At 61.9% G+C, this 25,638-nt stretch carries 23 protein-coding genes and 1 tRNA gene; 12 read left to right on the top strand and 12 right to left on the bottom strand.

The features are described 5' to 3' along the window. Nucleotides 1-46: 46 nt before the first annotated feature. Nucleotides 47-754 carry a FadR/GntR family transcriptional regulator gene (locus tag AC3WOG_RS17565; RefSeq protein WP_492579830.1) on the top strand — a complete coding sequence of 236 codons (708 nt, stop codon included), beginning with the start codon at nt 47-49 and terminating at the stop codon, nt 752-754. A 26-nt stretch (nt 755-780) separates the two neighbouring features. On the opposite strand, the gene AC3WOG_RS17560 is transcribed toward AC3WOG_RS17565, so the two are convergent. Next, entirely contained in the window at nt 781-2,325 is a 1,545-nt protein-coding gene (locus AC3WOG_RS17560; protein WP_492579158.1) for a DHA2 family efflux MFS transporter permease subunit, read from the bottom strand. Between the two features lie 136 nt (nt 2,326-2,461). Between AC3WOG_RS17560 and AC3WOG_RS17555 the strand changes: the two genes are divergently transcribed. Continuing rightward, a complete protein-coding gene (locus AC3WOG_RS17555) occupies nt 2,462-2,905 on the top strand; it encodes a MarR family winged helix-turn-helix transcriptional regulator (RefSeq protein ID WP_492579157.1) in 444 nt (147 codons plus the stop codon). A 140-nt stretch (nt 2,906-3,045) separates the two neighbouring features. On the opposite strand, the gene AC3WOG_RS17550 is transcribed toward AC3WOG_RS17555, so the two are convergent. Beyond that, nucleotides 3,046-3,369, bottom strand: coding sequence for a hypothetical protein (locus AC3WOG_RS17550; RefSeq protein WP_492579156.1), 324 nt, complete (start codon nt 3,367-3,369; stop codon nt 3,046-3,048). Nucleotides 3,370-3,874: 505 nt separating this feature from the next. Between AC3WOG_RS17550 and mqo the strand changes: the two genes are divergently transcribed. Beyond that, the gene (gene mqo, locus AC3WOG_RS17545) at nt 3,875-5,521 is read left to right on the top strand and encodes a malate dehydrogenase (quinone) (protein WP_492579829.1); all 1,647 of its coding nucleotides are present in this window, start codon (nt 3,875-3,877) and stop codon (nt 5,519-5,521) included. 137 nt (nt 5,522-5,658) lie between these two features. Here the strand turns inward: mqo and AC3WOG_RS17540 are convergent. The 4 genes from AC3WOG_RS17540 to AC3WOG_RS17525 all read right to left on the bottom strand — a co-directional run bounded on the left by AC3WOG_RS17540 (nt 5,659) and on the right by AC3WOG_RS17525 (nt 10,023). Then, nucleotides 5,659-5,735, bottom strand: a tRNA-Met gene (locus AC3WOG_RS17540). Between the two features lie 85 nt (nt 5,736-5,820). Beyond that, nucleotides 5,821-7,479 (bottom strand): MFS transporter, encoded by a 1,659-nt coding sequence (locus AC3WOG_RS17535; RefSeq protein WP_492579155.1) that lies wholly within the window; start codon nt 7,477-7,479, stop codon nt 5,821-5,823. A gap of 229 nt (nt 7,480-7,708) precedes the next feature. Beyond that, nucleotides 7,709-9,247, bottom strand: a complete 1,539-nt coding sequence (locus tag AC3WOG_RS17530) for a sensor histidine kinase (RefSeq protein ID WP_492579154.1) — start codon at nt 9,245-9,247, stop codon at nt 7,709-7,711. Between the two features lie 8 nt (nt 9,248-9,255). After that, entirely contained in the window at nt 9,256-10,023 is a 768-nt protein-coding gene (locus tag AC3WOG_RS17525) for a response regulator (RefSeq protein ID WP_492579153.1), read from the bottom strand. A gap of 235 nt (nt 10,024-10,258) precedes the next feature. Here AC3WOG_RS17525 and recA point away from each other — a divergent pair, with 235 nt between their 5' ends. The 8 genes from recA to AC3WOG_RS17485 all read left to right on the top strand — a co-directional run bounded on the left by recA (nt 10,259) and on the right by AC3WOG_RS17485 (nt 18,558). Continuing rightward, on the top strand, nt 10,259-11,335 hold the full coding sequence (gene recA / locus AC3WOG_RS17520; protein WP_492579152.1) for a recombinase RecA: 1,077 nt from the start codon (nt 10,259-10,261) through the stop codon (nt 11,333-11,335). Between the two features lie 7 nt (nt 11,336-11,342). Further along, entirely contained in the window at nt 11,343-12,029 is a 687-nt protein-coding gene (gene recX, locus AC3WOG_RS17515; protein ID WP_492579151.1) for a recombination regulator RecX, read from the top strand. A 99-nt stretch (nt 12,030-12,128) separates the two neighbouring features. Further along, nucleotides 12,129-12,878, top strand: coding sequence for a DUF2889 domain-containing protein (locus AC3WOG_RS17510; protein WP_492579150.1), 750 nt, complete (start codon nt 12,129-12,131; stop codon nt 12,876-12,878). Further along, a complete protein-coding gene (gene sucC, locus AC3WOG_RS17505) occupies nt 12,875-14,041 on the top strand; it encodes an ADP-forming succinate--CoA ligase subunit beta (protein ID WP_115098982.1) in 1,167 nt (388 codons plus the stop codon). Before AC3WOG_RS17510 ends, sucC begins: the two co-directional genes overlap by 4 nt. A 117-nt stretch (nt 14,042-14,158) precedes the next feature. After that, complete coding sequence (sucD, locus tag AC3WOG_RS17500; RefSeq protein WP_410834116.1) at nt 14,159-15,040, top strand: succinate--CoA ligase subunit alpha; 882 nt, start codon at nt 14,159-14,161, stop codon at nt 15,038-15,040. 146 nt (nt 15,041-15,186) lie between these two features. Further along, on the top strand, nt 15,187-15,891 hold the full coding sequence (locus AC3WOG_RS17495) for a TerC family protein (RefSeq protein WP_492579149.1): 705 nt from the start codon (nt 15,187-15,189) through the stop codon (nt 15,889-15,891). Between the two features lie 136 nt (nt 15,892-16,027). Then, a complete protein-coding gene (locus tag AC3WOG_RS17490) occupies nt 16,028-16,651 on the top strand; it encodes a pilin (protein WP_492579148.1) in 624 nt (207 codons plus the stop codon). Between the two features lie 122 nt (nt 16,652-16,773). Then, a complete protein-coding gene (locus AC3WOG_RS17485; RefSeq protein WP_492579147.1) occupies nt 16,774-18,558 on the top strand; it encodes a PglL family O-oligosaccharyltransferase in 1,785 nt (594 codons plus the stop codon). A gap of 57 nt (nt 18,559-18,615) precedes the next feature. On the opposite strand, the gene moaC is transcribed toward AC3WOG_RS17485, so the two are convergent. Further along, nucleotides 18,616-19,092: a cyclic pyranopterin monophosphate synthase MoaC gene (gene moaC / locus AC3WOG_RS17480; RefSeq protein WP_492579146.1), complete on the bottom strand. Its 477-nt coding sequence runs from the start codon at nt 19,090-19,092 to the stop codon at nt 18,616-18,618. A 221-nt stretch (nt 19,093-19,313) separates the two neighbouring features. Between moaC and AC3WOG_RS17475 the strand changes: the two genes are divergently transcribed. Then, nucleotides 19,314-21,023 (top strand): M48 family metalloprotease, encoded by a 1,710-nt coding sequence (locus AC3WOG_RS17475; protein WP_492579145.1) that lies wholly within the window; start codon nt 19,314-19,316, stop codon nt 21,021-21,023. Between the two features lie 406 nt (nt 21,024-21,429). Here AC3WOG_RS17475 and AC3WOG_RS17470 read toward each other — a convergent pair whose 3' ends face one another. The 5 genes from AC3WOG_RS17470 to waaF form a co-directional block, all read right to left on the bottom strand. Beyond that, on the bottom strand, nt 21,430-21,672 hold the full coding sequence (locus AC3WOG_RS17470; protein WP_492579144.1) for a DUF6429 family protein: 243 nt from the start codon (nt 21,670-21,672) through the stop codon (nt 21,430-21,432). Between the two features lie 519 nt (nt 21,673-22,191). Continuing rightward, nucleotides 22,192-22,764, bottom strand: coding sequence for a DUF2946 family protein (locus AC3WOG_RS17465; protein WP_492579143.1), 573 nt, complete (start codon nt 22,762-22,764; stop codon nt 22,192-22,194). Continuing rightward, nucleotides 22,757-23,896: a YheT family hydrolase gene (locus AC3WOG_RS17460; protein WP_492579142.1), complete on the bottom strand. Its 1,140-nt coding sequence runs from the start codon at nt 23,894-23,896 to the stop codon at nt 22,757-22,759. Before AC3WOG_RS17460 ends, AC3WOG_RS17465 begins: the two co-directional genes overlap by 8 nt. Before the next feature lie 39 nt (nt 23,897-23,935). Next, nucleotides 23,936-24,382 (bottom strand): nuclear transport factor 2 family protein, encoded by a 447-nt coding sequence (locus tag AC3WOG_RS17455; protein ID WP_492579141.1) that lies wholly within the window; start codon nt 24,380-24,382, stop codon nt 23,936-23,938. 168 nt (nt 24,383-24,550) lie between these two features. Beyond that, the gene (gene waaF / locus AC3WOG_RS17450) at nt 24,551-25,576 is read right to left on the bottom strand and encodes a lipopolysaccharide heptosyltransferase II (RefSeq protein WP_341314386.1); all 1,026 of its coding nucleotides are present in this window, start codon (nt 25,574-25,576) and stop codon (nt 24,551-24,553) included. Nucleotides 25,577-25,638 lie beyond the last annotated feature (62 nt).

Raw genomic sequence — 25,638 nt, 5'->3', positions numbered from 1 at the left:
GGATACCGGATAATCCCGCTCGTTCCGGCCTTGGTTCCGATATCAAATAGCGCCGCAAGGCTGCTGGGAGAAAGCTATTCAGCACGATCTGCATGGGCGCGTCGCCTATCTGCTGGCGACCGCGATTCTGCGCGGAGACTACGCGCCCGACTCGATCCTGCCGCGTGAGGCGGAGTTGATGGACACCTTCGGCGTGAGCCGCACGGTGCTGCGCGAGGCACTGCGCACGTTGACGTCGAAAGGATTGATCGAATCGCGGCCGCGCGTGGGCACGCGCGTGCGGCCGAAAAATGCGTGGAATCTGCTCGATGCCGATGTGCTCGACTGGTACTCGCGCGTCGCCGAGCCGATGGCGTTCGCACTCAAGTTGCAGGAAATGCGCGAGATGATCGAACCTTACGCGGCGGGTCTGGCGGCGGCCTCGCACACCGATGAGACTTTCGATGCGCTGGCAACCGCGCATGCGGCGATGGTCGCGGCGCGAAATGTCGATGAATGGGTGCGCGCCGATCTGCAGTTTCATTTGAGCGTGCTGACCGCTTGCAGCAACGAACTGCTGATTCCGCTCGGCACGCTGATCGAGCGCACGCTGGAAGCGCAACTGCGGCTGAATGCGAAACGCGCGGATGTGTTCAACGCGTCGCTGGCCGAGCATTCGGCGGTGTTCGAAGCGATCCGCGAGCGCGATGCCGCGGCGGCGCGCGAGGCGATGGCAGGGTTGCTGGGCGTGACGCGAGGAAGAATCGAGCGGTGACCGTCGTGGTCAAGGCGGTCTGCGGATCAATCCATCGCCGCATGCGCGAGCGATGCCGATGCATCCGGTGCCTTACGCGCGGGCCGGATCAGCAACAGCAGAGGAATCACCAGCAGCGTTGCGAGGAACATCAGCTTGAAGTCGTTCAGATAAGCAATCATCGACGCCTGCTGCGTGATCGACACGTTCAACGCCGCGATGTCGTAGTTCGAGCCGCTGTTGAGCATCGGCTGGATCGCCGGGTTGAAAACGGTGACGTTGGCCGCGAGGTCCGCATGCGAGACCTGCGTGTTGCGCGTCATCAGCGTCTGCACGATCGAAATGCCGATACTGCTGCCGATGTTGCGCATCAGGCTATACGTCGCGGTGCCGTCCGCGCGCAGTTCGGGCGCCAGCGTCGAGAAGGTCAGCGCGCTTAGCGGCACGAACACGAGGCCGAGGCCAAAGCCCTGAATCACGCCCGGCCAGACGATGTCCGACGCCGACAGCACGATCGTGTAATGCATCATCTGCCAGAGCGCGAACGCGGAGATCAGAAAACCCGCCAGCAGCATGAGCCGCGCGTCGATTCGTTTCAATAGCCGCCCGGCGAACAGCATTGCGATCATCGTGCCCGCGCCGCTTGGCGCAGTGACGAGGCCGGTGGTCGCGACCGGGTAGTTCATCAGGTTTTGCAGCATCGGCGGCAGCAGCGCGCGCGTCGCGTACATCACCGCGCCGATCACGAAGATAAAGAAGGTGCCGGTGGCGAAGTTCGGGTCCTTCAGCAATTCATATTTGAAGAACGACGTTTTGCCGACTGTCGCCGTGTGCGCGAGGAAGAACGCGAAGCTGATCGCCGCGATCAATGCCTCGATGAGGATCTCGTGTGAGCCGAACCAGTCGAATTGTTCGCCGCGGTCGAGCATCGCCTGAAACGCGCCGATTGCGAGACCCAGCGTGGCAAAGCCGAACGCGTCGAACTTCACGTCGTGCTTCGGTTCTCGCGCCGGCAGGAAGGTCGCGACGCCGAACAGCGCGAACGCACCGATCGGGACGTTGATGAAAAACACCCAGCGCCAGTTGTAGCTATCGGTAAGCCAACCGCCGAGCGTCGGCCCGAGAATCGGCCCGACCATCACGCCCATGCCCCACACGGCCATCGCCTGGCCTTGCTTTTCGCGCGGGTTGATGTCGAGCAGGATCGATTGCGACAGCGGCACCAGCGACGCGCCGAAAATCCCCTGCAGCAAACGCGACGCGACGATCTGGGTGAGCGTTTCCGACAGCCCGCACAGCGCCGACGCCACCGTAAAACCGCCGATCGAAATGATCAGCAGCCGCTTGACGCTCAACCGGTCGGACAGCCAGCCGGTCAACGGCGTGGCGATCGCGGCGGCGACGATGTACGAGGTCAGCACCCACGTGATCTCATCCTGCGACGCGGATAGCGTGCCTTGCATGTGCGGAAGCGCGACGTTGGCGATCGTGCTGTCGAGCGTCTGGATCAGCGTCGCGAGCATGATCGCGATCGTCAGCATCGGCCGGTTGAGCGGCGCGGCAACGCTCGCCGGCGGGATTTCGGAGGGCATGGATGAGTGGGTCATCGATATAGTAAGCATGCTTAGTATATCGACTGCTTCAGCGCGCGCACATCAGGACCTGCACGGAGCCTGCCGGGCGTCCGATTCGGCTTCGGCAAATGAAAGGCTTTCGTATAATCGCCGCATGAAAACCCAACTCGAAGAGCGCTTCGGCTTTCTGATTTCCGACGTCGGCCGCCTGACGGGCAAGCGGTTCGACGATCTCGCGAAGTCATCGGTCGATCTGACGCGCGCGCAGTGCCGCGCGCTGGCCTACCTCGCGCATTACGGCGACATCAATCAGGCGCGCCTCGCGGACCTGCTCGAAGTCGCGCCGATCTCGGCGGGGCGCTTGCTGGACCGGATGGAAGAGGGTGGCTGGATCGAGCGCTCGGCCAATCCGCAGGATCGCCGTGAGCGCCAGGTGCGCATGACGCCGAAGGCCGAGCGTACGCTCGGCAAGGCGCGCAAAGTAGGGGACGAAGTCGCGCTGGAAGCACTGAACGGTTTCAGCGACGAAGAGGCGAAGCAGTTGATCGCGCTGTTGCAGCGGGTGCGTGGAAACCTGAGCCGGTTGGTCGATCGTTGAGCGCGGGGGTGCGCTGCTTGCGTTATGCAATCAGCAGTCGCGTGCCGGGCGCTCGAATCGGGGTATTTCGAGGGAGCTAGCGCGGGCTAGCCCCTTTCTCATGGCGCGCGATGATGGATCGCAGCGGTGAAGTCGTCTGTTTATTTCGATTCAGACGCGGTACCCGACGGCTGAACCAGTTCGAAACATGCCGCCTTCGTTTTGGCATCGGATTGCGACGGGTCGATGCATTTGAATGCGCTCTGGTCGCGCTGAACAAAAATAGTGTCGGCGGAGCCGGCGCTGCCACGCGCACCGCTGACTACGGCGACGATCTTGTAGCCGTCCTGCAAAAGCGTGGAGAGGGTGATCGGATTGGCGCGCCACTGGCCGTCGGGTTGTGCTGTCTCAGCGTGGGCGGCGAGCGAAGACGCGGCGAAGAGAATGACTGCGGAAGCGGTAGCTGCGGTGGTACGGAACATCATCAAGAAACCTCCTTGAAGTTGCAGTTTGGAAAGCGGGCAGGGCGTTCGACACGGCAGTGGGTCAGGGCAAAAATCTTTTTGCTCTCGATTTCGGCTATCTCAATTTCAGTTATATTGCGCACCCGTTGCCTCCATACCTTCAAATGGGGCAGCTATCCGGTGGTTTCCGCGAGTCGCTTCCACGCGCTCGGCAAGTGCGTTCAGTGCGCTTTTTTGGTGCGCTCGCCGTTGAGCATCGTTGGCTCTAGCCCCGTTCACGTTTGTAGCAGTTGGTTTTCATTTCAAGCGGCGTCCATATCCTGCGACGCACTACGCACCCGATACACAAAAAATTTGTCGCCGTACGCGATGGGAAGTCATAGCGCTTCCCATGCGCAGGCTTTTACCGGTGCATTCGATTCCTCTGATCGGGACTTCGATTGAGCTGTGGGAAAGCTTTTTGCCGAAACCGTTCAATCGGAAGTCACGGTAAGGATTTTGTGCACGTTGAGAAAGGTTGTTCATTTTGCTTAAAACGATAAGAGCAGTTTTGTTGGGGTTGGTTCTTTCCGTGACGGCGTTTTCCGCGCAAGCCGGCGAGACGAAAAAGGTAGACGTCCTGCTGGTGGGCGGCGGCATCATGAGTTCGACGTTGGGTGTGTGGCTCCATGAGCTCCAGCCCGATTGGTCGATGATGATGATCGAGCGTCTGGACGGCGTGGCCAAGGAAAGCTCGAATGGCTGGAACAATGCCGGCACCGGGCATTCCGCGTTGGCCGAGCTCAACTACACGCCCGAGAAGCCGGACGGCACGATCGACATTTCGAAGGCCGTCGAAATCAACGAGGCCTTTCAGGTGTCGCGCCAGTTCTGGGCCTGGCAGGTCAGGAACGATGTGCTCAAGAATCCGCGATCGTTCATCAATTCGACTCCGCACATGAGCTTCGTCTGGGGTGACGACAATGTCCGTTTCCTCAAGAAACGCTACGACGCGCTGCAGGCGAGCCCGTTGTTCCGCGGCATGAAGTACTCGGACGACTTCGACCAGATCAGGCAGTGGGTTCCACTGATGATGGAGGGACGCGATCCGAAGCAGAAGGTCGCGGCGACCTGGTCCCCGGTGGGCACCGACATGAACTTCGGCGAGATTACGCGCCAGTTCGTCGGCTACCTGCAGAGCCAGCCCAATTTCAATCTCTCGCTCTCCAGCGAAGTACGGAGCATCAAGCGCAATGCTGACGGCACGTGGCGGGTGTCCTACGTGAAGACCCAGACCGGTGATTCCGAGCAGGACGTCGACGCGAAGTTCGTGTTCATCGGCGCAGGCGGTGGCGCGCTACACCTGCTGCAGGCATCGGGCATTCCTGAAGCCAGGGACTACGGTGCCTTTCCGGTCGGCGGTTCCTTCCTGGTGACGGAAAATCCGGAGATCGTGAGCCGGCATCTGGCCAAGGCTTACGGCAAGGCTTCCGTCGGTTCGCCGCCGATGTCGGTTCCGCACCTGGACACGCGCATCATCGATGGCAAGAAGATCATTCTGTTCGGACCGTTCGCGACCTTCTCGACCAGGTTCCTGAAGAACGGCTCGTACTTCGATCTCCTGAGCAGCACCAATGTGCATAACGTCGTGCCGATGGTGCATGTGGGCATCGACGAGTTTCCGTTGGTCGAATACCTGGCAGGGCAGCTGATGCTGTCGGATGACGATCGCTTCAACGCCTTGAAGGAATACTTCCCGCAGGCGAAGAAGGAAGACTGGCGCCTGTGGCAAGCCGGTCAGCGTGTTCAGATCATCAAGCGCGACGGTGCGAAGGGCGGCGTCCTCAAGCTCGGTACTGAAATCGTGAGCTCGCAGGATGGCAGTATCGCCGGCCTGCTGGGCGCGTCGCCGGGTGCCTCGACCGCTGCGCCGATCATGCTCAGCCTGCTCGAGAAGGTGTTCAAGGACAAGGTCGCGACGCCGGCTTGGCAGGAAAAGATCCGGCAGATCGTGCCGAGCTACGGAACCAGGCTCAACGACAGCCCGGCCAAGGTCTATCAGGAGTGGACCTATACCAGCGACGTGCTGCAGCTGACGCCGCCGCCGCAGATCGACCTCTCCGTCGCGCCGCGTTCGAATTCGGGAGCGGGAACGCCCCGGCCGAACAAGGCTGCGGCTGACATGGCGCTATAAAGTCTGAGATAGGGAAGCGGCCAGCCGTACGGCCGCTTCCGATTGCTGCAAGTTCAAAGCGCGGTAAATGTTGCAGTTTGGAAAAGCAAAACAAAAAAGCCGCTGCTTCGTGAGAAGCAGCGGCTTTTTCTTGCAACTGGTGGCGAATCAGGGACTCGAACCCCGGACCTGCGGATTATGATTCCGTCGCTCTAACCAACTGAGCTAATTCGCCGAAAGAAGCGAGATTATGAGGATAGTGCCGGGGGCTGTCAACCCCCGGCACTCAACTTTTTCAAGTTGGCCTGTCCAGCAGGGTTTTAGTCGCGGGCGTAGATGTCCGAGTCCTTGGTTTCCTTGACGAACAGCATGCCGATCACGAAGGTGATCAACGCAATCACGATCGGATACCACAGTCCCGAGTAGATGTTGCCCTTCGCCGCGACGATCGCGAACGCGGTTGCCGGCAGGAAGCCGCCGAACCAGCCATTGCCGATGTGATACGGCAGCGACATCGACGTATAGCGGATGCGCGTCGGGAACATCTCCACCAGCATGGCCGCGATCGGCCCATACACCATCGTCACGTAGATCACCAGGATCGTCAGGATCACCACGCTCATCGGCCAGTTGATCTGCGATGGATCGGCCTTCGGCGGGTAGCCGGCGGTCTTGAGCGTGGTAGCGATGGTCTTGTCGAACACCTTGGCCTGGTCTTTCGCGTCGGCGGCTTTGCCGTCGTACGCGTTGACCACGGTATCGCCGACCTTGATCTCCGCCAGCGTGCCCGCCGGCGCCGCGACGTTCTCGTAGTTCAAGCCTGCCTTCGAGAGCGCGCTCTTCGCGATGTCGCACGAGCTCGTGAACTTCGACGTGCCGACCGGGTTGAACTGGAACGAACACTCGCCCGGATTCGCGATCACGACGATCGGCGACTTCGCGGTGGCGGTTTCCAATGCCGGGTTCGTGTAGTGCGCGAGCGCCTTGAACAGCGGGAAGTACGTGCACGCGGCGATCAGCAGTCCGGCCATGATGATCGGCTTGCGGCCGATCCGGTCCGACAGCGAACCGAAGAACACGAAGAACGGTGTGCCGATCAGCAATGCGATGGCGATCAGGATGTTGGCGGTGGCGCCGTCGACCTTCAGCGTCTGCGTCAGGAAGAACAGCGTGTAGAACTGGCCCGTGTACCAGACCACGGCCTGGCCTGCGGTCAGGCCGATCAGCGCGAGAATCACGACCTTCAGGTTCTTCCACTGACCGAATGCTTCGGACAGCGGCGCCTTCGAGGTCTTGCCTTCAGCCTTGATGCGCTCGAACACCGGCGATTCATGCAGTTGCAGCCGGATCCACACCGACACGGCGAGCAGGACGATCGACGCGACGAACGGAATGCGCCAGCCCCAGGCCCCGAACGCGTCTTCGCCCATTGCCGTGCGCACGCCGAGAATTATCAGCAGCGACAGGAACAGGCCGAGCGTGGCGGTCGTCTGGATCCATGCGGTGTAGAAGCCGCGGCGTCCCGCGGGCGCATGTTCGGCCACGTACGTGGCAGCACCGCCGTACTCGCCGCCGAGCGCGAGACCTTGCAGCATCCGCATCGCGATGAAGATCACCGGCGACGCAAAGCCGATTGTCGCGTAGCCCGGCAGAAAGCCGACCAGGAACGTCGACAGACCCATGATCACGATCGTGATGAGGAACGTGTACTTGCGTCCGACCATATCGCCGAGGCGCCCGAATACGATCGCGCCGAACGGCCGCACCGCGAAGCCCGCAGCGAAGCTGAGCAGCGTGAAGATGAAGCCTGCGGTCGGGTTGACGCCGGAGAAGAAACTCTTGCTGATGAAGGCCGCGAGCGAGCCGGCCAGATAGAAGTCGTACCACTCGAAAACCGTACCCAGCGACGATGCGAAGATCACCCGCTTCTCTTCTCGCGTCATGGGCTCGTGCGAGATTTGCCCGCCAACGGTAGCCATATGTCGTCTCCAATATTGATATGTACACGCGGTTCGCCGGCAAAGGCGTTCCCGTGGAACCGATTATTGGAGTGGAAACTTACGGCGCACTGACGTGGCGGGGTGAAACGATAGGGCGGGGTGAGATGGGTGGATTCGCGTAATGTCTGTCAATGTACGCCTAAGTATCGATAATTTGCGTTTAAATTTCAGTATTAACGCGATTCCCGGTTTTTGCGGCGTTCACGCGTTAGGGTAAATCCCGTACTCGTTCGAGCACACGTAAGCTGACGCGCACAAGCGTTCCAGCGAGCCGCGGCGAGGTTTGGTAGACGTTATCGTCGATGGTCAGTTCGCCACCATGCATCGTCGCAATCTCGCGGACGATCGCAAGCCCCAGGCCGCTACCGTCGCCTTCGCGGCCGAGAATCCGGTAGAAGCGCTCGATGACCCGAGCACGCTCGGCCACCGGAATGCCGAGTCCGGTGTCTTCGACTTCCAGATGCACGAGCCGCGCCGGTACGTCATGACGTACCCGCACCGTGATGCGCCCGCCAGCCGGCGTGTAGCGGATCGCGTTGTCGATCAGATTCGACAGCATCTCGCGCAGCATGACCGGATTGCCGTCCACGTCGACCGGTTCGTCGGGCGCTTCGTAGCCGAGGTCCATCTGCTTGGCGAGCGCGGCTTGAACCCAGTCGCGCACGGCGTTGCGCGCCACCTCGGTCAGCTCGACCGGCGCGAAAACCTGCCCCGACATGCGGTTCTCCGCGCGCGCCAACGCAAGCAGTTGCGTGACGAGGCGCGCCGCGTGTTCGGAGCTGGTGGCGATCTGTTCGAGCGAACGGTGGACTTCTTCAGAGGTGTCCTGACGCAGCGCCAGTTCGGCCTGCGTGCGCAGGCCGGCAAGCGGCGTTTTCATCTGATGCGCGGCATCGGCGATGAAGCGCTTTTGCAATTCCATATTCTGTTCGAGGCGCGTTAGCAGATCGTTGAACGACGTGACCAGCGGCTCGATTTCCGGCGGCGCGCGGCGTGCTTCGAGCGGCGAGAGATCGTCGGGGCGGCGCGCGCGGATGTGCACCTGCAGCGCGTGTAGCGGCGCGAGGCCGCGCGACAGGCCGAACCACACCAGCAGGATCGCCAGCGGCAGGATCACGAACTGCGGCAGGATCACACCTTTGATGATGTCGTTGGCGAGCTGGCTGCGTTTGTCGAGCGTCTCGGCGACTTGCACCAGTACGGGTTGCGCGCCGGGCGTCTGTGGAAACTCGACGGTTGTATAGGCGACGCGGATATCGTTGCCGCGCAGCACGTCGTCGCGAAATTCGACGAGGCCGGGCTGCGGCCGGTCTTCCTCGTGCGGCAGCGGCATGTCGCGCTCGCCGCCCACCAGCTCGCCGCGCGTGCCGAGCACCTGATAGAACACGCTATCGATGTTGTCGGCGCGCAGAAAATCGCGGGTAGAGTCGGGCAGCGCCAGCTCCGCCACGCCGTTGACCGGATGAATCTGGCGGGCGAGCACGTAGGCGTCGGTTTCGAGCGCGCGATCGAACGGCCCATTGGCGATCGACTTGGCGACCAGATAGGTGACCGCGAGGCTCATCGGCCATAGCAACAGCAGCGGCGCCAGCATCCAGTCGAGAATCTCGCCGAACAGCGAGCGCGGGCGTGCCAGGGCGGCGGCTTCGGTCTCGTCGGGCGGGGCGAACGGGTTGGCGTAGCGCTCGTCGCGCGCCTCGTCGAGGTCCGCCGCGTGCGCCGTGGCGCGATCTGCGCGTGCGGACATGGCGCCCTCTATTTGTAGTGGTGGCTCGCCGGCGTCGCGCCGGACGGAGGCGAGGAGGGCGGCTCGGGGTCAGCCGCAGGCGTTGCAGTCGTGTTCGCATTGGCCGGCAGCGTGGCTTTCTCAAGACAATATCCCAGCCCGCGCACGGTGATGATGCGTACGCCGCTCGGCTCGATTTTCTTGCGCAGCCTGTGTACGTAGACCTCGATCGCGTTATTGCTGACTTCTTCGCCCCATTCGCACAGATGGTCGACGAGCTGTTCCTTCGACACCAGCCTGCCGATCCGTTGCAGCAGCACTTCGAGCAAACCCAGTTCGCGCGCCGACAGGTCGATCACCTGCTCATTGACATACGCAATCCGGCCGACCTGATCGAACGACAGCGAGCCATGCCGCACCACCGTCGGGCCGCCGCCGGCGCCGCGCCGCGTCAACGCGCGCACGCGCGCTTCGAGTTCGTTCAGCGCGAAGGGTTTGGCCATGTAATCGTCGGCGCCGAGGTCGAGTCCTTTGACACGTTCGTCGACGCTGTCCGCAGCCGTGAGGATCAGCACCGGCACGGTCGAATTGCGCGCGCGGAGGCGGCGCAGCACCTCGAGCCCGGACATGCGCGGCAGGCCGAGATCGAGAATCAACAGGTCGAACGTTTGCATCGACAGGGCAGTGTCCGCCTCGACGCCGCTCTTGACGTGATCGACAGCATAGGCCGATTGGCGGAGTGATCGAACCAGACCGTCCGCGAGTATGCTGTCGTCTTCGGCAATCAGAATTCGCATGGTGCGCCAGCCTGGGCTCTGCCGGCACCGTGGGGTGTCCCCCGGGCGCACAGCGGTCTCCGAAAATTATTGTGGGTAGTTTGGGCGGCGCGGCGGTAAAAATGCGCGTTCGCATGAGAATCGCGCTTGCCAAAACTACTGTTTTTTTATACAGTGTCTGAGTTTAGTGTGCTGTCCGTGATGAATGGGCTGCACATCTGCCTCAGACGCCGTTCATCATAGCAAAGGACGATTCATGGAAGAAAGCAAGAAAGGCTCGGCTGGACTGACTGCTGAAAAAAGCAAGGCACTCGCTGCCGCGCTTGCGCAGATCGAAAAGCAGTTCGGCAAAGGGTCGGTCATGCGGCTCGGCGCAGGTGAGGTAATCGAAGACATCCAGGTGGTCTCAACCGGATCGCTCGGCCTCGACATCGCGCTGGGCGTCGGCGGTTTGCCGCGTGGCCGTGTGGTCGAAATTTATGGCCCGGAATCGTCCGGTAAAACCACGCTGACGCTGCAAGTCATCGCTGAAATGCAGAAGATAGGCGGCACGGCAGCGTTTATCGACGCGGAACACGCGCTGGACATCCAGTACGCGAGCAAGCTCGGCGTGAACGTGAACGACCTGCTGGTTTCGCAGCCGGACACCGGTGAACAGGCGCTCGAAATTGCCGACGCACTGGTGCGCTCGGGCTCGATCGACATGATCGTGATCGACTCGGTCGCGGCACTCGTGCCGAAGGCTGAAATCGAAGGCGAAATGGGCGACTCGCTGCCGGGTCTGCAAGCGCGTCTGATGTCGCAAGCGCTGCGCAAGCTCACCGGCACGATCAAGCGCACGAACTGCCTCGTGATCTTCATCAACCAGATCCGCATGAAGATCGGCGTGATGTTCGGCAACCCGGAAACCACCACGGGCGGCAACGCGCTGAAGTTCTACGCGTCGGTGCGTCTGGACATTCGCCGGATCGGTTCGATCAAGAAGAACGACGAAGTGATCGGCAACGAAACGCGCGTGAAGGTCGTCAAAAACAAGGTGTCGCCACCGTTCCGCGAAGCGATTTTCGACATCCTGTATGGCGAAGGTATTTCGCGCCAGGGCGAAATCATCGACCTCGGTGTGCAAGCGAAGATCGTCGACAAGGCTGGCGCCTGGTATAGCTACAGCGGCGAACGGATCGGTCAGGGTAAGGACAACGCGCGCGAATTCCTGCGCGAAAATCCGGACATCGCCCGTGAGATCGAAAATCGTATCCGCGAATCGCTGGGCGTGAATGCAATGGCGGACGCGGTGACCGGCGCAGGCGCCGAAGTCGCGGACGAAGAGGAGTAACCGTCGCGTGATACGCAAGGGCCGGCCGTTGTCCAATGCTGGACGTCACGCGGGCGGCCCGCGTGACGACGCCGATCCCTTCGAATCCTTCGGCGCACATGATCGCGCCGCAGGTCGGGGCGCGCAGTCTGAGTCTTCCGCACAAACCGCCTCGGATCCTTCCGAAACCACCTACACCCGCTCGCGTCGCACACCTGGCGAAGCGAAACCGGAAGACAGCGGTGCGAAAAAATCCCAACACCCAGCCCGTTCGCTAAAAGGTCGCGCCCTTGGTTATTTATCGCGGCGCGAGTACAGCCGGTCCGAACTCGCGCGCAAGCTGAAGCCGTTTGTCGAAGAAACCGATTCGCTCGAAACCTTGCTCGACGCGCTTGAGACCGAAAACTGGCTGTCCGATTCGCGTTTCGCGGAAAGCCTGATTCATCGGCGCTCGTCGCGGTTGGGCGCGAGCCGGATCGTTGGCGAGTTGAAGCAGCACGCAGTCGATCAGACTCTGGTCGAAGAAGCCAGCGCGCAATTGCGCGAAACCGAGTTGGCTCGTGCTCAAGCCGTATGGCGAAAGAAATTCGGTCAGCTTCCCGAAACGGCCGTTGACCGGGCTAAGCAGGCGCGTTTTCTGGCGTCGCGAGGTTTCTCCGGCACGACGATCGGCAAAATTCTCAAAGGTATCGACGAGGAATGGAGCAGCGACTAGCTACGTCGTCCCGCCGGGCGGCCCTGCGTATTCCGCCCTGTCTCAAATACCCAGTATGCTAAAATTCGTGGGTTTTCCAATCCGGCCTTTCTTTCCCGCATGCCGCTCTCCCCGCCAGTGTCCCGTCAGTTGCGCCACCGTCGCGCAATCAGAGCGGAAGCCTATGAGCGAGCCGATGGCCTGTGGGATGTGGAAGCGTGCTTGACCGACGAAAAACCGCGCGATGTGGTGCTAGCGTCGGGTGTTCGGCCCAAGGGTCAGCCGATCCATGAACTCTGGCTTCGCATCACCATCGATCGCAAGCTCAATGTCGTCGACGCGCAAGCGTCGTCCGACTGGGTGCCCTATCCAGGTTTGTGCCAAGCCAGCAATCCCGCCTACCGTGCCCTCATCGGGCTCAATCTGTTCCACAACTTCCGTCGCGATGCTGCCCGTTTGCTGGCCGGCACGGCTGGCTGCGCGCATCTCACCGAGTTGTGCGCGCTTCTGCCGACCGCCGCGATCCAGGCATTTGCCGGCGACGTGTGGAACACCAATGAAGGCACGCCAGGCGCAACGGCAAAGTCAGGGACCGAGCAGGCCAAAAGCGCAGACAGCGCTGACGAGCATTCCAACGACAAACCGCCATTCCAGCTGGGACGCTGCCACGCGCTGCGTTTCGACGGCGAGGCGGTGCAACAGTTTTATCCGCGCTGGTATGGCCACGCACCGCGTTCAGCAGATCGCGCGGCCGGGTCAAGCGACGGGGCGGCTCGCCAGGCAGGCAACGGCGGCGGCGCGTCCGGCATGAACGACGGCAGCGGAAACGAAGTTCAATCCAACTCTCAGACTGAAGGGAATCACGCATGAAGATTCACGAGTACCAGGGTAAGGAAATCCTGCGGAAATTCGGCGTCGCGGTACCGCGCGGCAAGCCGGTCTTCTCGGTGGATGACGCGGTCAAGGCCGCGGAAGAGCTCGGCGGTCCGGTATGGGTCGTGAAGGCTCAGATCCACGCGGGTGGCCGTGGCAAGGGCGGCGGCGTGAAGGTTGCCAAGTCGCTGGAACAGGTTCGTGAATACTCGAACCAGATCCTCGGCATGCAGCTCGTCACGCACCAGACCGGTCCGGAAGGCCAGAAGGTGAATCGTCTGCTGATCGAAGAAGGCGCTGACATCAAGAAGGAACTGTATGTCGGCCTGGTGATCGATCGTGTTTCGCAGAAGATCGTCGTGATGGCATCGAGCGAAGGCGGCATGGACGTCGAGGAAGTCGCGGAAAAGACGCCTGAACTGATCCACAAGGTTGCTGTCGACCCGTCGACCGGCCTGAAGGACGCTGAAGCTGACGACCTCGCGAAGAAAATCGGCGTGCCCGACGCATCGATCCCGCAAGCGCGCGCGATCCTGCAAGGTCTGTACAAGGCATTCTGGGAAACCGACGCGTCGCTGGCCGAAATCAACCCGCTGATCCTGACCGGCGACGGCAAGGTCATCGCGTTGGACGCCAAGTTCAACTTCGATTCGAACGCACTGTTCCGTCACCCGGAAATCGTTGCGTATCGCGATCTGGACGAAGAAGATCCGGCTGAAGTCGAAGCATCGAAGTTCGACCTCGCGTATATCTCGCTCGACGGCAACATCGGCTGCCTCGTGAACGGCGCTGGCCTCGCAATGGCAACGATGGACACCATCAAGCTGTTCGGCGGCGAACCGGCGAACTTCCTGGACGTGGGCGGTGGCGCCACGACCGAGAAGGTCACCGAAGCGTTCAAGCTGATGCTGAAGAACCCGAACCTGACTGCGATCCTGGTTAACATCTTCGGCGGCATCATGCGCTGCGACGTGATCGCCGAAGGCGTGATCGCCGCGTCGAAGGCGGTTCATCTGCAGGTGCCGCTCGTCGTGCGCATGAAGGGCACGAACGAAGACCTCGGCAAGAAGATGCTCGCCGAATCCGGCCTGCCGATCATCTCGGCGGACAGCATGGAAGAAGCTGCTCAGAAGGTCGTCGCGGCCGCTCAAGGCAAGTAAGAGCGCGTTTAACCAGGATTAACCAGGATTACGAATGGCGGCGCGTGAGCGACGCGGGCGGGGAATATTCTGCCTCGTGGCGCAGCAGCGCGACGCCAAACGAACAGAGGTCAATACATGTCGATTCTGATTAACAAAGACACCAAAGTCATCACGCAGGGCATCACCGGCAAGACCGGTCAGTTCCATACGCGTGCTTGCCGTGAATATGCAAACGGCCGCGAAGCGTATGTTGCAGGCGTGAACCCGAAGAAAGCCGGCGAAGATTTCGAAGGCATTCCTATCTACGCTAGCGTCGCCGAAGCCAAGGCTGAAACGGGCGCGACCGTGTCGGTGATTTATGTGCCGCCGGCAGGCGCTGCGGCTGCGATCTGGGAAGCTGTCGAAGCCGACCTGGATCTGGCGATCTGTATCACGGAAGGTATTCCTGTCCGTGACATGATCGAGATCAAGGACCGTATGCGTCGCGAAAACCGCAAGACGCTGCTGCTCGGACCGAACTGCCCGGGCACGATCACGCCGGACGAGCTGAAGATCGGCATCATGCCGGGTCACATCCACCGCAAGGGCCGCATCGGCGTCGTGTCGCGTTCGGGCACGCTGACGTATGAAGCAGTCGGTCAATTGACGGCGATCGGCCTCGGCCAATCGTCGGCAGTCGGTATCGGCGGCGACCCGATCAACGGTCTGAAGCACATCGACGTGATGAAGATGTTCAACGACGATCCGGAAACGGACGCCGTCATCATGATCGGCGAAATCGGCGGTCCGGACGAAGCGAACGCAGCGTACTGGATCAAGGAAAACATGAAGAAGCCGGTGGTTGGCTTTATCGCCGGTGTCACGGCGCCTCCGGGCAAGCGCATGGGCCACGCCGGCGCGCTGATCTCGGGCGGTGCGGATACGGCTGAAGCCAAGCTGGAAATCATGGACGCCTGCGGCATCAAGGTTACGAAGAACCCGTCGGAAATGGCGCGTCTTCTGAAGGCGATGCTGTAAATTGAAATTCGCGCGCTGTAGCGGCGCGTTTTTTGATACGCTTACGAAACCCTTTCGTAAGCGTGCGGTCTTAAAAAGCGGGGGAGTTTTCGACTCCACCGCTTTTTTATTGGCCGCGCGTTCGGCTTCCTCTTATTCTTCCGCTCATGCTCGAGTTCTTCGCCACGCTCCATTGGGGCGCCGTCATCCAGATCATCGTCATCGATATCCTGCTCGGCGGCGACAATGCCGTCGTGATCGCGCTTGCCTGCCGCAATCTGCCGCCCGCACAGCGCACGAAGGGCGTGCTGTGGGGCACGGCCGGCGCCATCCTGCTGCGGGTCGCGCTGATCGCGTTCGCGGTCGCGCTGCTCGACGTGCCGCTGCTGAAATTCGCCGGTGGTCTGCTGCTGCTGTGGATCGGCGTGCGCCTGATGGCGCCGGCGCACGATATTCATGAGAACGTCAAGCCGGCCGACAAGCTGATATCGGCGATCAAGACGATCATCGTCGCGGACGCGGTGATGAGCCTCGACAACGTGATCGCGATTGCCGGCGCCGCCGAGGCGGCCGATCCGGGACATCGTCTCGCATTGGTGATTTTCGGGCTGGTGGTGAGCATTCCGCTGATCGTGTGGGGCAGTCAGTTGGTGCTGAAGCTGCTCGACCGCTTTCCGATCGTCATCACGCTTGGGGCCGCGCTGCTCGGCTGGATTGCGGGCGGTCTGATCATCAACGACCCGGCTGGCGACCGTTGGCCGATCCTCGATACGCCGGTTGCCGAGTACGGCATGAGCATCGCGTGCGCGGTGTTCGTCGTGCTGCTCGGCTACCTGCTCAAGCGCCGCAATGCCAATCGCGCGGCGGCCTAGACCTTGAGCGGAACATCGCCGTGCTAGCGCAACGTTGGCCATCCGGCTGACTGTGTAGGGCGAGCGACGCTGGCTACGATGGAAACGCCTGTCCCCGATTCGTGGGACAGGCGTTTTTCGTTTCAGGAGCCTGCCGATGATCATTACCTTGCCGTATGCCTCTTATTCACAGTCCACGTTTTTGCTGCGCTCAACCTCTCGGCGAGCGCAGTGGCACGCGCGGCTCGCACAGGCCTGCCGCAGTGTCGGCTTCGGCTTTACGCTGATCGAGCTGATGATCGTGCTGGCGATTGTCGGTGTGATCGCCGCCTACGCGATTCCGGCGTATCAGAACTATCTGGCTCGCAGTCGTGTCGGCGAAGGCTTGTCGCTGGCCGCGTCCGCGCGCCTTGCGGTGTCCGAGAACGCCGCCAGCGGCAATGCGTTCGGCGGCGGTTATGCGTCGCCGCCTGCCACCCGCAACGTCGAGTCGATTCACGTCGACGACGACACCGGCCAGGTCACCGTCGCTTTCACGACTCGCGTTGCGCCGGCCGGTTCGAACACGCTCACGCTGGTGCCTTCGGTGCCCGACAACGTCGACGCGCCCACCGCGCGGATCGCGTTGAGCAAGGGATCGGCGCAGCCTGGTGCGCTCGCGTGGGAATGCTTCACCGGCGGCAAGACGGCGTCTTCGTTGCCGGCGCCGGGTGCAGGTCCCGCGCCGGCCGATGCGCCGACATTGCCGTCAAATCTTGCACCACCCGAGTGCCGCGCATGAACTGCTATCTGAGTGGCAGCCGAACCTAAAAGGCTGATTTTCAGGATATTTCGGCGCAGCCGGCGCACAGCGGAAGAATTTTTTTGTATAGTGCGCCGGTTGCTGACGCCTCCGGTTACTCAATGCCCACCCCATTTGCGCGCTACCTGTCTCTCATTCTGTTGGCTCTCGCGTTGGTGCTGCCTTATGCAGTCGTCGGCCACACGTATCCGATTCCGACGTTTTATGCTGAATTCACGGCACTCGCGCTGTATCTGTTGACCGGCGCGGGTGTCGTATTGCTCGTGTGGAGCGCCAAGCCGCGCATGACGTTTGCGTCGCCGGTCGTCGCGCTGGTACCGCTGTTTTTCGGGCTGGTGCTGGTCGCGCAATCGGTGTTGCTGCCGGTCACGCAGCCGTCGATGAACTGGCTCGGCGGCGGGTATCTGCTCGCCGCGTTCATGGCCGTGCACGCCGGCTATGGCTTCACACGCGCAAAACTGACCGAAACCGCGTTGCGCTGGGCAGCTTGGGCGTTGATCGTCGGCGGCCTGTTTGCGGTGTTCTGCCAAGTCATCCAGCTGTTTCACCTCGAGGTGAAGGTATCGCCGCTCGTCGTTGCCTATAACGTGACCGTCGAGCGCCGGCCGTTCGGCAATATGGCGCAGGCGAACCACCTCGCCACCTATATCGCGTTCGCGATGGCGGGCGCGCTGTTCCTCGTGCAGACGCGGCAACTTGCCGTCGGCATCTGGCTGTTGGTGTCGACGATCTTCGCGGTTGGCCTGGCGCTGACCGTGTCGCGCGGCCCCTGGCTGCAAATGGGCGTGATCGTGGTTGCGGGTTTCTGGATGGCGTTTGCGCAGACGCGCAATCAGCCGCTTCTACGCCTCAGTAACCGCGAGTGGCTTATCCCGGTCGCGCTAGCGGTGCTGTTCTTTGTCATCAATGCGTTGATCCGCTGGGCCAACGTGCACTATCACCTGGAACTCGGGCAGTCCGCAGCTGAACGTTTCAAGGACGCCGGCCAGATCGCGCCGCGCCTCGCGCTGTGGAAGTACGGCTGGACGATGTTCAGGACGCATCCGCTGCTGGGTGTCGGTTGGGGCGAGTTCCCGAGCTACCAGTACGAGTTTGTGAAGACGCTCGGCGGCGTCGAGATCGCCAATAATTCGCACGATATCTTCATCGATCTGCTCGCGAAAACCGGCCTGATCGGCCTTGCTATCGTGCTGTTCGGCCTGATCGCCTGGCTGGTGCGCGTGGTGCGCGCGCCGTACACCGCCGCGCGCGTGTTCGGCATTGCGCTGATCGGCGTGCTGGTGATGCATGCGCTGGTCGAATATCCGCAGCAGTACATGTTCTTTCTGCTGCCGGCGATGTTCGTGTTCGGTTTGCTGGAGACGCGCCCGCTGCGCCTCGTGCCTGGCCGCCTGTCATTCGGCGTATTCGCGGCGGTGGCGTTCGGCGGCGTGGCGGCGCTGTATCCGGTGTATCGCGACTACACGCGTGCCGAGGTACTGTATTACGGCTCGCGTCCCGCCGAACAGTACCGCGCGGACCCGTCGTTCCTGTTCCAGGCGTGGGGCGAGTATGGCCTCGCGACGCTACTGCCGATGAACTCGATGGACCTGCAACACAAGCTCGCAATGCACAAGCAGGCAATGGCGCTACTGCCGGGCGAAACGGTACTGCGCCGCTATGCGGTGCTGCAGGCATTGAGCGGCGATATGGCGGCGGCGTTCGACACCGTCGCTCGCCTGAAGATTTTTGCCGAGGAATTGAAGGATTGGCCGTCGCAGTTGAGCTATCTGTACGAACTGTGCGACGAGCAGAAGACGCTGACAGGCTTCAAGGCGGAATTGGTGAAGCGGTATGGAATGCCGCCGAGCAACGTCAATCAGGACGATGACAGCGACGACGAATAAGTCGCGCTGTCGTTCCTGAGCTTCAGAGGTGAAGTGGGGCGATGACGGTGGCAGTCATCAACCCGCCACCCAGTCCCCCGACTTGCCGCCGTGCTTCTCCAGCACTTTCACCTCGGTGATCGTCATCCCGCGATCGACCGCCTTGCACATGTCGTACACCGTCAGCAGCCCGACCTGCACGGCGGTCAGCGCTTCCATCTCCACGCCGGTGCGTCCGAGCGTCTCCACCTGGGCCGTGCAATGCACGCCGGGCAGCGTTTCATCGAGTTCGAAGTCAACTTTGACGCGCGTCAGCGCGAGCGGATGACATAGCGGGATCAGATCGGCGGTGCGCTTTGCGCCCTGGATCGCGGCGATGCGCGCGATGCCGATCACGTCGCCCTTCTTGGCGTTGCCGTCGCGGATCAGCGCGAACGTCTCCGGCAGCATGCGAATCGAGCCGCGCGCGACAGCGATGCGCCTGGTCTCCTGCTTGCCGCCGACGTCCACCATATGCGCCTGGCCGGCGGCGTCGAAATGGGTGAGTTCAGGCATGGTTGGGCTCCTTCAGAGGGCGCCTATCATAGCAGCGTGGCGACGCCGGCCGGCGGCCGGGGATGAGCTTGCCGCGTCGCGCGCGTCATCAGGCCGCACTTGGCGAGCCTGGCGTCGAAGTGGCCCGGATCGCCGCGGTGACTGATTACAATTGTCGTATGCCCGCTATCTTAGTCCGAGCGGCGGGCGTTGCCTTTCGACTCCGTCCTGCCGACCTCGCGATGCGTCCGAAACGGTTTCTTGCTGCGTTGTTGTCCGTCGCGCTCGTGACGCAGCCGGGCGCGTTCGCGCAGTCCCGCGGCTCTTCGACCATCGGCATCAGCACACAGACTGAAGGGCCGCCGATGGAAATCGGCCCGCTGAACTCTTATGTCGAACCCGTTGTGCCGCCGGAGATTGCGCAGGGCGTGTTCGGCATCTACGGCGGCGCCCAGAGTCGCTTCTCCGGTAACTCTGGCGCGAACACCGGCTGGCGCGCGCCGATCGTCACCCAGCAACTGCCCGACCTTGGCAATGGCGGCGCCGGGTCGCTGACGCCGCAAGCCGAGCGCAAGCTCGGCTTGCGCGTGATGCGCGAGTTGCGCCGCGACCCCGACTATCTCGACGATTGGCTGGTGCGTGACTACCTGAACTCGGTTGCAACGAAGCTCGCCGCGGCCGCCAACGCGCAATACATTGGCGATTATCGCCCGGACTTCGACCTCTTCGCGATCCGCGATTCGCAGATCAACGCATTCTCGTTGCCGGGTGGTTTCATCGGCGTGAACACGGGTTTGATCGTGACGACGCAGACCGAATCCGAACTCGCGTCCGTGCTCGGGCACGAGATGGGGCACGTCTTGCAGCGGCACATCTCGCGGATGATCACGACTGGCGAGCGCAGCGGCTATGCCGCGCTCGCCGGCCTGTTGTTCGGGATTCTGGCGGGCGTGATCGCGCACAGCGGTGATCTTGGCAGTGCGATCGCGATCGGCGGCCAGGCGTATGCGGTCGACAACCAGTTGCGCTTCTCGCGTTCCGCCGAGCACGAAGCGGACCGCGTCGGTTTCTTGCTGCTGGTCGGCGCCGGCTACGACCCGTACGCGATGGCGACGTTTTTCCGTCGCCTCGACCGTGCCTCGATGAGCGACACGGGTGTGCCGGCGTACGCGCGCACGCATCCGTTGACTGGCGAACGGATCGCCGACATGGAGGACCGTGCGCGTCGCGCGCCGTACCGGCAACCGCATCAGGCGTCCGAATATGGTTTCGTGCGGGCGAGGGCACGCTTGCTTCAGGATCGCTCGCGCGGTGAATACGCCGATGAGATTTCGCGGCTGCGCGCCGAGATCGAGGACCGGACGGCGCTGAATGTTGCCGCGAACTGGTACGGCATCGCATATGGGCAGATGCTGCTCGAGCGTTATGACGACGCGGCGGCGTCGCTTGCTTCTTCTCGTGCTGTATTTGTTGCGGGCGAGCGCAGTGAAGGTGAGGCGGCGCGGAGTTCACCGAGTCTGGACGTGCTGGCCGCGGATATTGCGCGCCGCGCCGGGCGCGATGACGAGGCGGCTCGTCTTGCCGAGCTTGCGCAGAAGCGTTGGCCGCAATCGAATGCCGCGATCGACATGCATATCCGAACGTTGTTGACGATGCGGCGGTTTGCTGAGGCGCAGGCGTTGGCGTTGAAGGAAACGCGTGCTTATCCGGAGCAGCCGGCGTGGTGGTTATATCTCGCGCAGGCGAGTGCTGGCAGTGGGGATGCGTTGACGCAGCATCGGGCGCTGGCCGAAAAGTTTGCCCTCGAAGGGGCTTGGCTTTCTGCCATTCGGCAATTGAAGGAAGCGCGGGATATCAAGACCATTGGATACTATGATCTCGCTACTGTCGACGCGAGGTTACATGAGATGGAGAGCCGCTATCGGGAGGAGCGGCTTGATGAGAAGGGGTAAATGGTTTTTTTGCCTTTGGCGGCGGCACTGTTCTGTGTGCCTGCGGTGGTGGTCTTTTCTTTATGTTGTTTACCTTGCGCGGCGCTTTATGTCTGTTTGCCTACGGCGGTGGCCTTTCCTTGAATTGATATTGGTTTATTAGCGTTCCCCCTGTGCGGGGGAGCACCTACTTTTCTTTGCCTGCCGCAAAGAAAAGTAGGCAAAAGAAAGCGGCTCACACCGCTAGCTTTGAAGCGGGTCTCCTGGCTTGGAGGAGGCAGTGGAGCATCTGGAATCGGTGTTCTCGCGCACTCCGCGCCGGTGACAAGGCAGTCATACTTCCGGCGGCGCTGCGCGCGCCGACGCGGTCCTTCCCGAAACTGTTTGGCGGTTTTGGCGCTTGCGTTTCGGTGGAAGTTTGTTTGCGTTACTCGCCTTCGGAAGGCGATGCAAGGAAGCGTTCCTTAAAGAGGCGCTCAGACTCGCGTAAGCCCTCATCTGTCAGCACCACAGACTTGGCCTTATTGACAGAGTTGTCAATCGGACCCCGTGCATAAAGCCGATGCAATGCATCCCGATCGAAGCCCTTCCACGCTCGGTCATGGTCATGCAAGGTCAGGTAAAGAAGGGCGAGTACAGCGTCGTCGATAGCAGCGGTGTTGATGTTCATGGCATTCGTTTCGATACTTTTTGCACAAAACCGCTCGAGGTACACCAGAAAGTCATCAGCGAACTTGCTCCAGACAAATGGCCTCAGATTCGCGCTCCTGGCATCCAGATAGTGGTCGGTTACATGTTTAAGTTTATCTCGTCGACGAACGATGAACCACCTGCGAGCTTGAACATCTCCTTCAGCGGCGGTTGCTTGGTTGTTCGCGCGCTGTTCCGTGCGAAGCTCGAGGGAGTACCGCTGCGGCGCGCGCAGCGCCGCCGGAAGTATGACTGCCTTGTCACCAGCGCGGAGTGCGCGAGAACACCGATTCCAGATGTTCCACTGCCTCCTCCAAGCCAGGGGGCCCGCATAAGAACTAGCGGTTTGAGCCGCTTTCTTTTGCCTACTTTTCTTTGCGGCAGGCAAAGAAAAGTAGGTGCCCCCCCGCACAGGGGGAACGCTAATAAACCAATAACAAAGCAAGGAAAGGCCAACGCCGTAGGCACACAGACAATGCCGCCGCCAAAAGCAAAAAAACTACTGCCCCCCTGCTGGGCTAACAACAAACCCAAACCTCGCGGCAACATCACCTCGCCGCACCGGCTGAAGCGGCAAAACAACCCCATTTCGCCAGAAAAAATCCCCACTGACGGCATCGTCAGCCAACCTTGCATGATCAGAAAAAACTTCCAGATCATGATCATGCAAAACCGCAACTCTCGGCGGCACCGAGCCATCAACAAACAGAATTCCGCCTTCATCATCGACAAACACAGCGGAAGGCTCAAAAGCGCCCCCAGCTTGATCAGTCAAAGAAAGCACTCCGCCAGCATCGGCGGATAACCTCACAACCCAGGGCGTATACCCCAACTCGACATAAACCCGCTGCGGCCCATTCTGAAAAAACCACTGTCCACGTTCATCAGCCTCGTAATTCCGATTGATAAACGCGAGCAGCGCCGCATGCCGAATCGGCGTACCAGGCGCACCACTAGCCTGCGCAGCCTCATCCCTCATGCGCCAGTTGCCGCGCCGGTCGAGCAACAACCAACCTGTGCAACTCGGCACATTCGGCCATTTGGCCAAGGCCTGCCTGACGATGTCATCCATGATCGACGTGCCGCTCCAGGTAGCCGAACACGCGCCGCGACAGCCAGTCGATGCGGCCCGGGAACGGTCCGGTCATAAAGCCGGCGTGGCCGCCGTGCCTGGGTTGATCGAGTTCGACGGCCGACGACACTTCATGCCGCGACGGCAACGCCTCGCTCGGCAAGAACGGATCGTTGCGCGCGTTCAACACCAGCGTCGGTACCGCAATGTGCGGCAACAATGGCCGCGTGGTCGCGCTGCTCCAGTAATCGTCGGTATCGCGAAAGCCGTGCAGCGGCGCCGTCACCACGTTGTCGAACTCATACATCGTGCGGCTCGCGAGCATCGTGTCACGGTCGAACAAACCCGGAAACTGGACGAGCTTCTGCTCGGCTTTCTGTTTCAGCGTCTTCAGGAAATTGCGCGTATAGATCATGCCGAATCCCTGCGCCAGCGCGCGTCCGCCGGCATGTACGTCGATCGGCGCCGAAACCGCCGCGGCGGCCGAGATGACCGACGACGCGTCCTCGCGCCGCTCACCGAGCCAGCGCAGCAGCACATTGCCGCCAAGCGACACGCCCGCGGCCACGATCGGCCCGCGACGCGCAGCACGCAACCGCCGCAGCACCCAGTCCACTTCGTTGCTATCGGCAAGATGATAGAAACGCGGCAGCAGATTCAACGGTCCGCTGCAACTGCGAAAGTGTGGCACCACGCCGTGCCAGCCATACTCGCGCGCGCCGGCCATCAGCGACAAGGCATAGTGCGACGCCGAACTGCCTTCGAGGCCATGAAACAGCACGAACAGCGGGGCGTCTTCGGTTGGAGCTTGCGGAGGAACGGAGGCGCTCGACGGGCCAACGGACTGGTCATCGTGCACAACCCAATCGAGATCGATGAAGTCGCCGTCTGGCGTGTCCCAGCGCTCGCGCCGGAAAGTGACCGCAGGGCGGCGCGCGAACAGCGACGGGACGATGGTTTGCACATGCCGGTTCGGCAGCCAGAGCGGCGCACGGTAGAGCAGATCGACAGTTGCCTCGACGGCAGCCGCGGCGCGGGCCGTGCCGGGAGAAGCGGATTTGTCGTGCGTCGTCCCCCAATCCCCCAAGGGGACTGCTTTCGGGGCGGGGGACTTCCTGCGGAGCGTACTCATACCAGCGTCGGAACAAAAACGTGAAGCTTCAACAAAAAGTCAGTGCAACGACCCTTGGCCATGCCGCATCTTCGTAGCGAACTGGCTCGCGGCCTCGTTCGGCATCGGGCTTGCGTGAATATGCGCAATGCGCCATTCGCCGCGCTCATGAACCATCACATAAGTGGTGAACACCATTGTCGGCGTGGCGGACGGATTGGCTGGCCGGTGCGCTTCAGCAATGGCGTAGACGACGGTGCCGAGGCTGTCGTAGACGCGGATATCGAGCGGCTCGATCGACACCGGCGCGGCTTCCAGCTGGATCTGCAAGCCGGCGCGAATGCTGTCGAGGCCGTGCAGATGCGAGCCGTCGGCGCAGATGCAGCTGACGAACTCCTCATCGATCCACAGGCCCATCAAGCTGTCGATATTGACCTCGGCGACGGCCTGGTAATAGGCGTTCAGGGTATCGGCGGCGGCTTCGAAGATATGGGCAAAACGTGGCATGGCTCGTCAGTCTCTTGTGCGCGGCGCGCGGTTGCGGGGCAGCAGTCAGCGGGACAGTCCGGAGCACCGGACAATCACACCCAAGCGCGAGAATGCCCGCGCCGCAAGGCGCGAACATGACGCGACGCGCTCAGGAGCGTGCGGTGTTGCGTGCAAGTGTCAGTCGGTTCAGCGTTGCGCGAGCAACATGCCGCGTAAATCGCCGAATACCTGCTCGGCGCTCAACTGCTTCAGGCAGTTCAGATGACCGAGCGGACACTCGCGCTCAAAACAGGGGCTGCATTCGAGATGGAGCCATTGTACCTTTGCAAGCTCGGACAAGGGCGGCGTGTGGCGCGGATCGGTCGAACCGTACACAGCCACGAGCGGCCGGCGCAGCGCGGCGGCCACGTGCATCAGGCCCGAATCGTTGGTGACGACCGCGTTGGCCCGCGAGATCAACGCACAAGCCTCGCCGAGCGCGGTCTGGCCGCACAGGTTGCGTACGTTCGGCGCCTTCTCCGCGATCGCCTGGGCTAGCGGCGCGTCTTTCGGCGAACCGAGCGCGACGATCTGTGTGTATGGGAACGACTGGCCGACCATCTGCGCAAGCGCCGCGAAATGCTCGGGTGGCCAGCGCTTGGCCGGGCCGTACTCGGCGCCGGGGCAGAACACCAGCAGCGGCACGCGCGTATCCAGATTGAAGCGCGCCGACACGCGCGACGCCTCGTTCAGGTCCGCGTCGAGCCGCGGCATCGGCAGATCGCCGGGGACCTTGGCGCCGGGCGCGTAGGCGAGGGCGGCGTAATGGCCGACCATTGGCGGGCGCTCGTCCTTGCGCGGATTCGCGTGGCGCACGTTCAAGAGGCCGTAGCGGCTTTCGCCGGTATAGCCGATACGCAGCGCAATGCCCGCCATCCACGGTATCAGCGCCGACTTCAGCGAGTTCGGCAGCACGTAGGCCGCGTCGTAGCCGACGTCGCGCAAGTCGCTCGACAGTTGCCAGCGGCGCAGCATCTGCAGCTTGCCGTGCGCGAGATCGGTCGCGTAGACGTCGCGGATCTCGGGCATCCGTTCGAGCACGGGCGCGACCCACGAAGGCGCGACCGCGTCGATTACGATGCGCGGATGCAATTTCACGAGGCGCGCGAACAGCGGCTGCGCCATCAATGCGTCACCGATCCAGTTCGGTGCGATAACCAACGCGCGACGCATCAGAGTGAGTATCCGGTGTCGAAACGAAGCGCCGCGCGCGCCATGCGCGTGGCGTTCGGATT

Source organism: Paraburkholderia sp. FW306-02-B, assembly GCF_058782725.1.
This window is presented reverse-complemented; position numbering and strand designations above follow the sequence as displayed.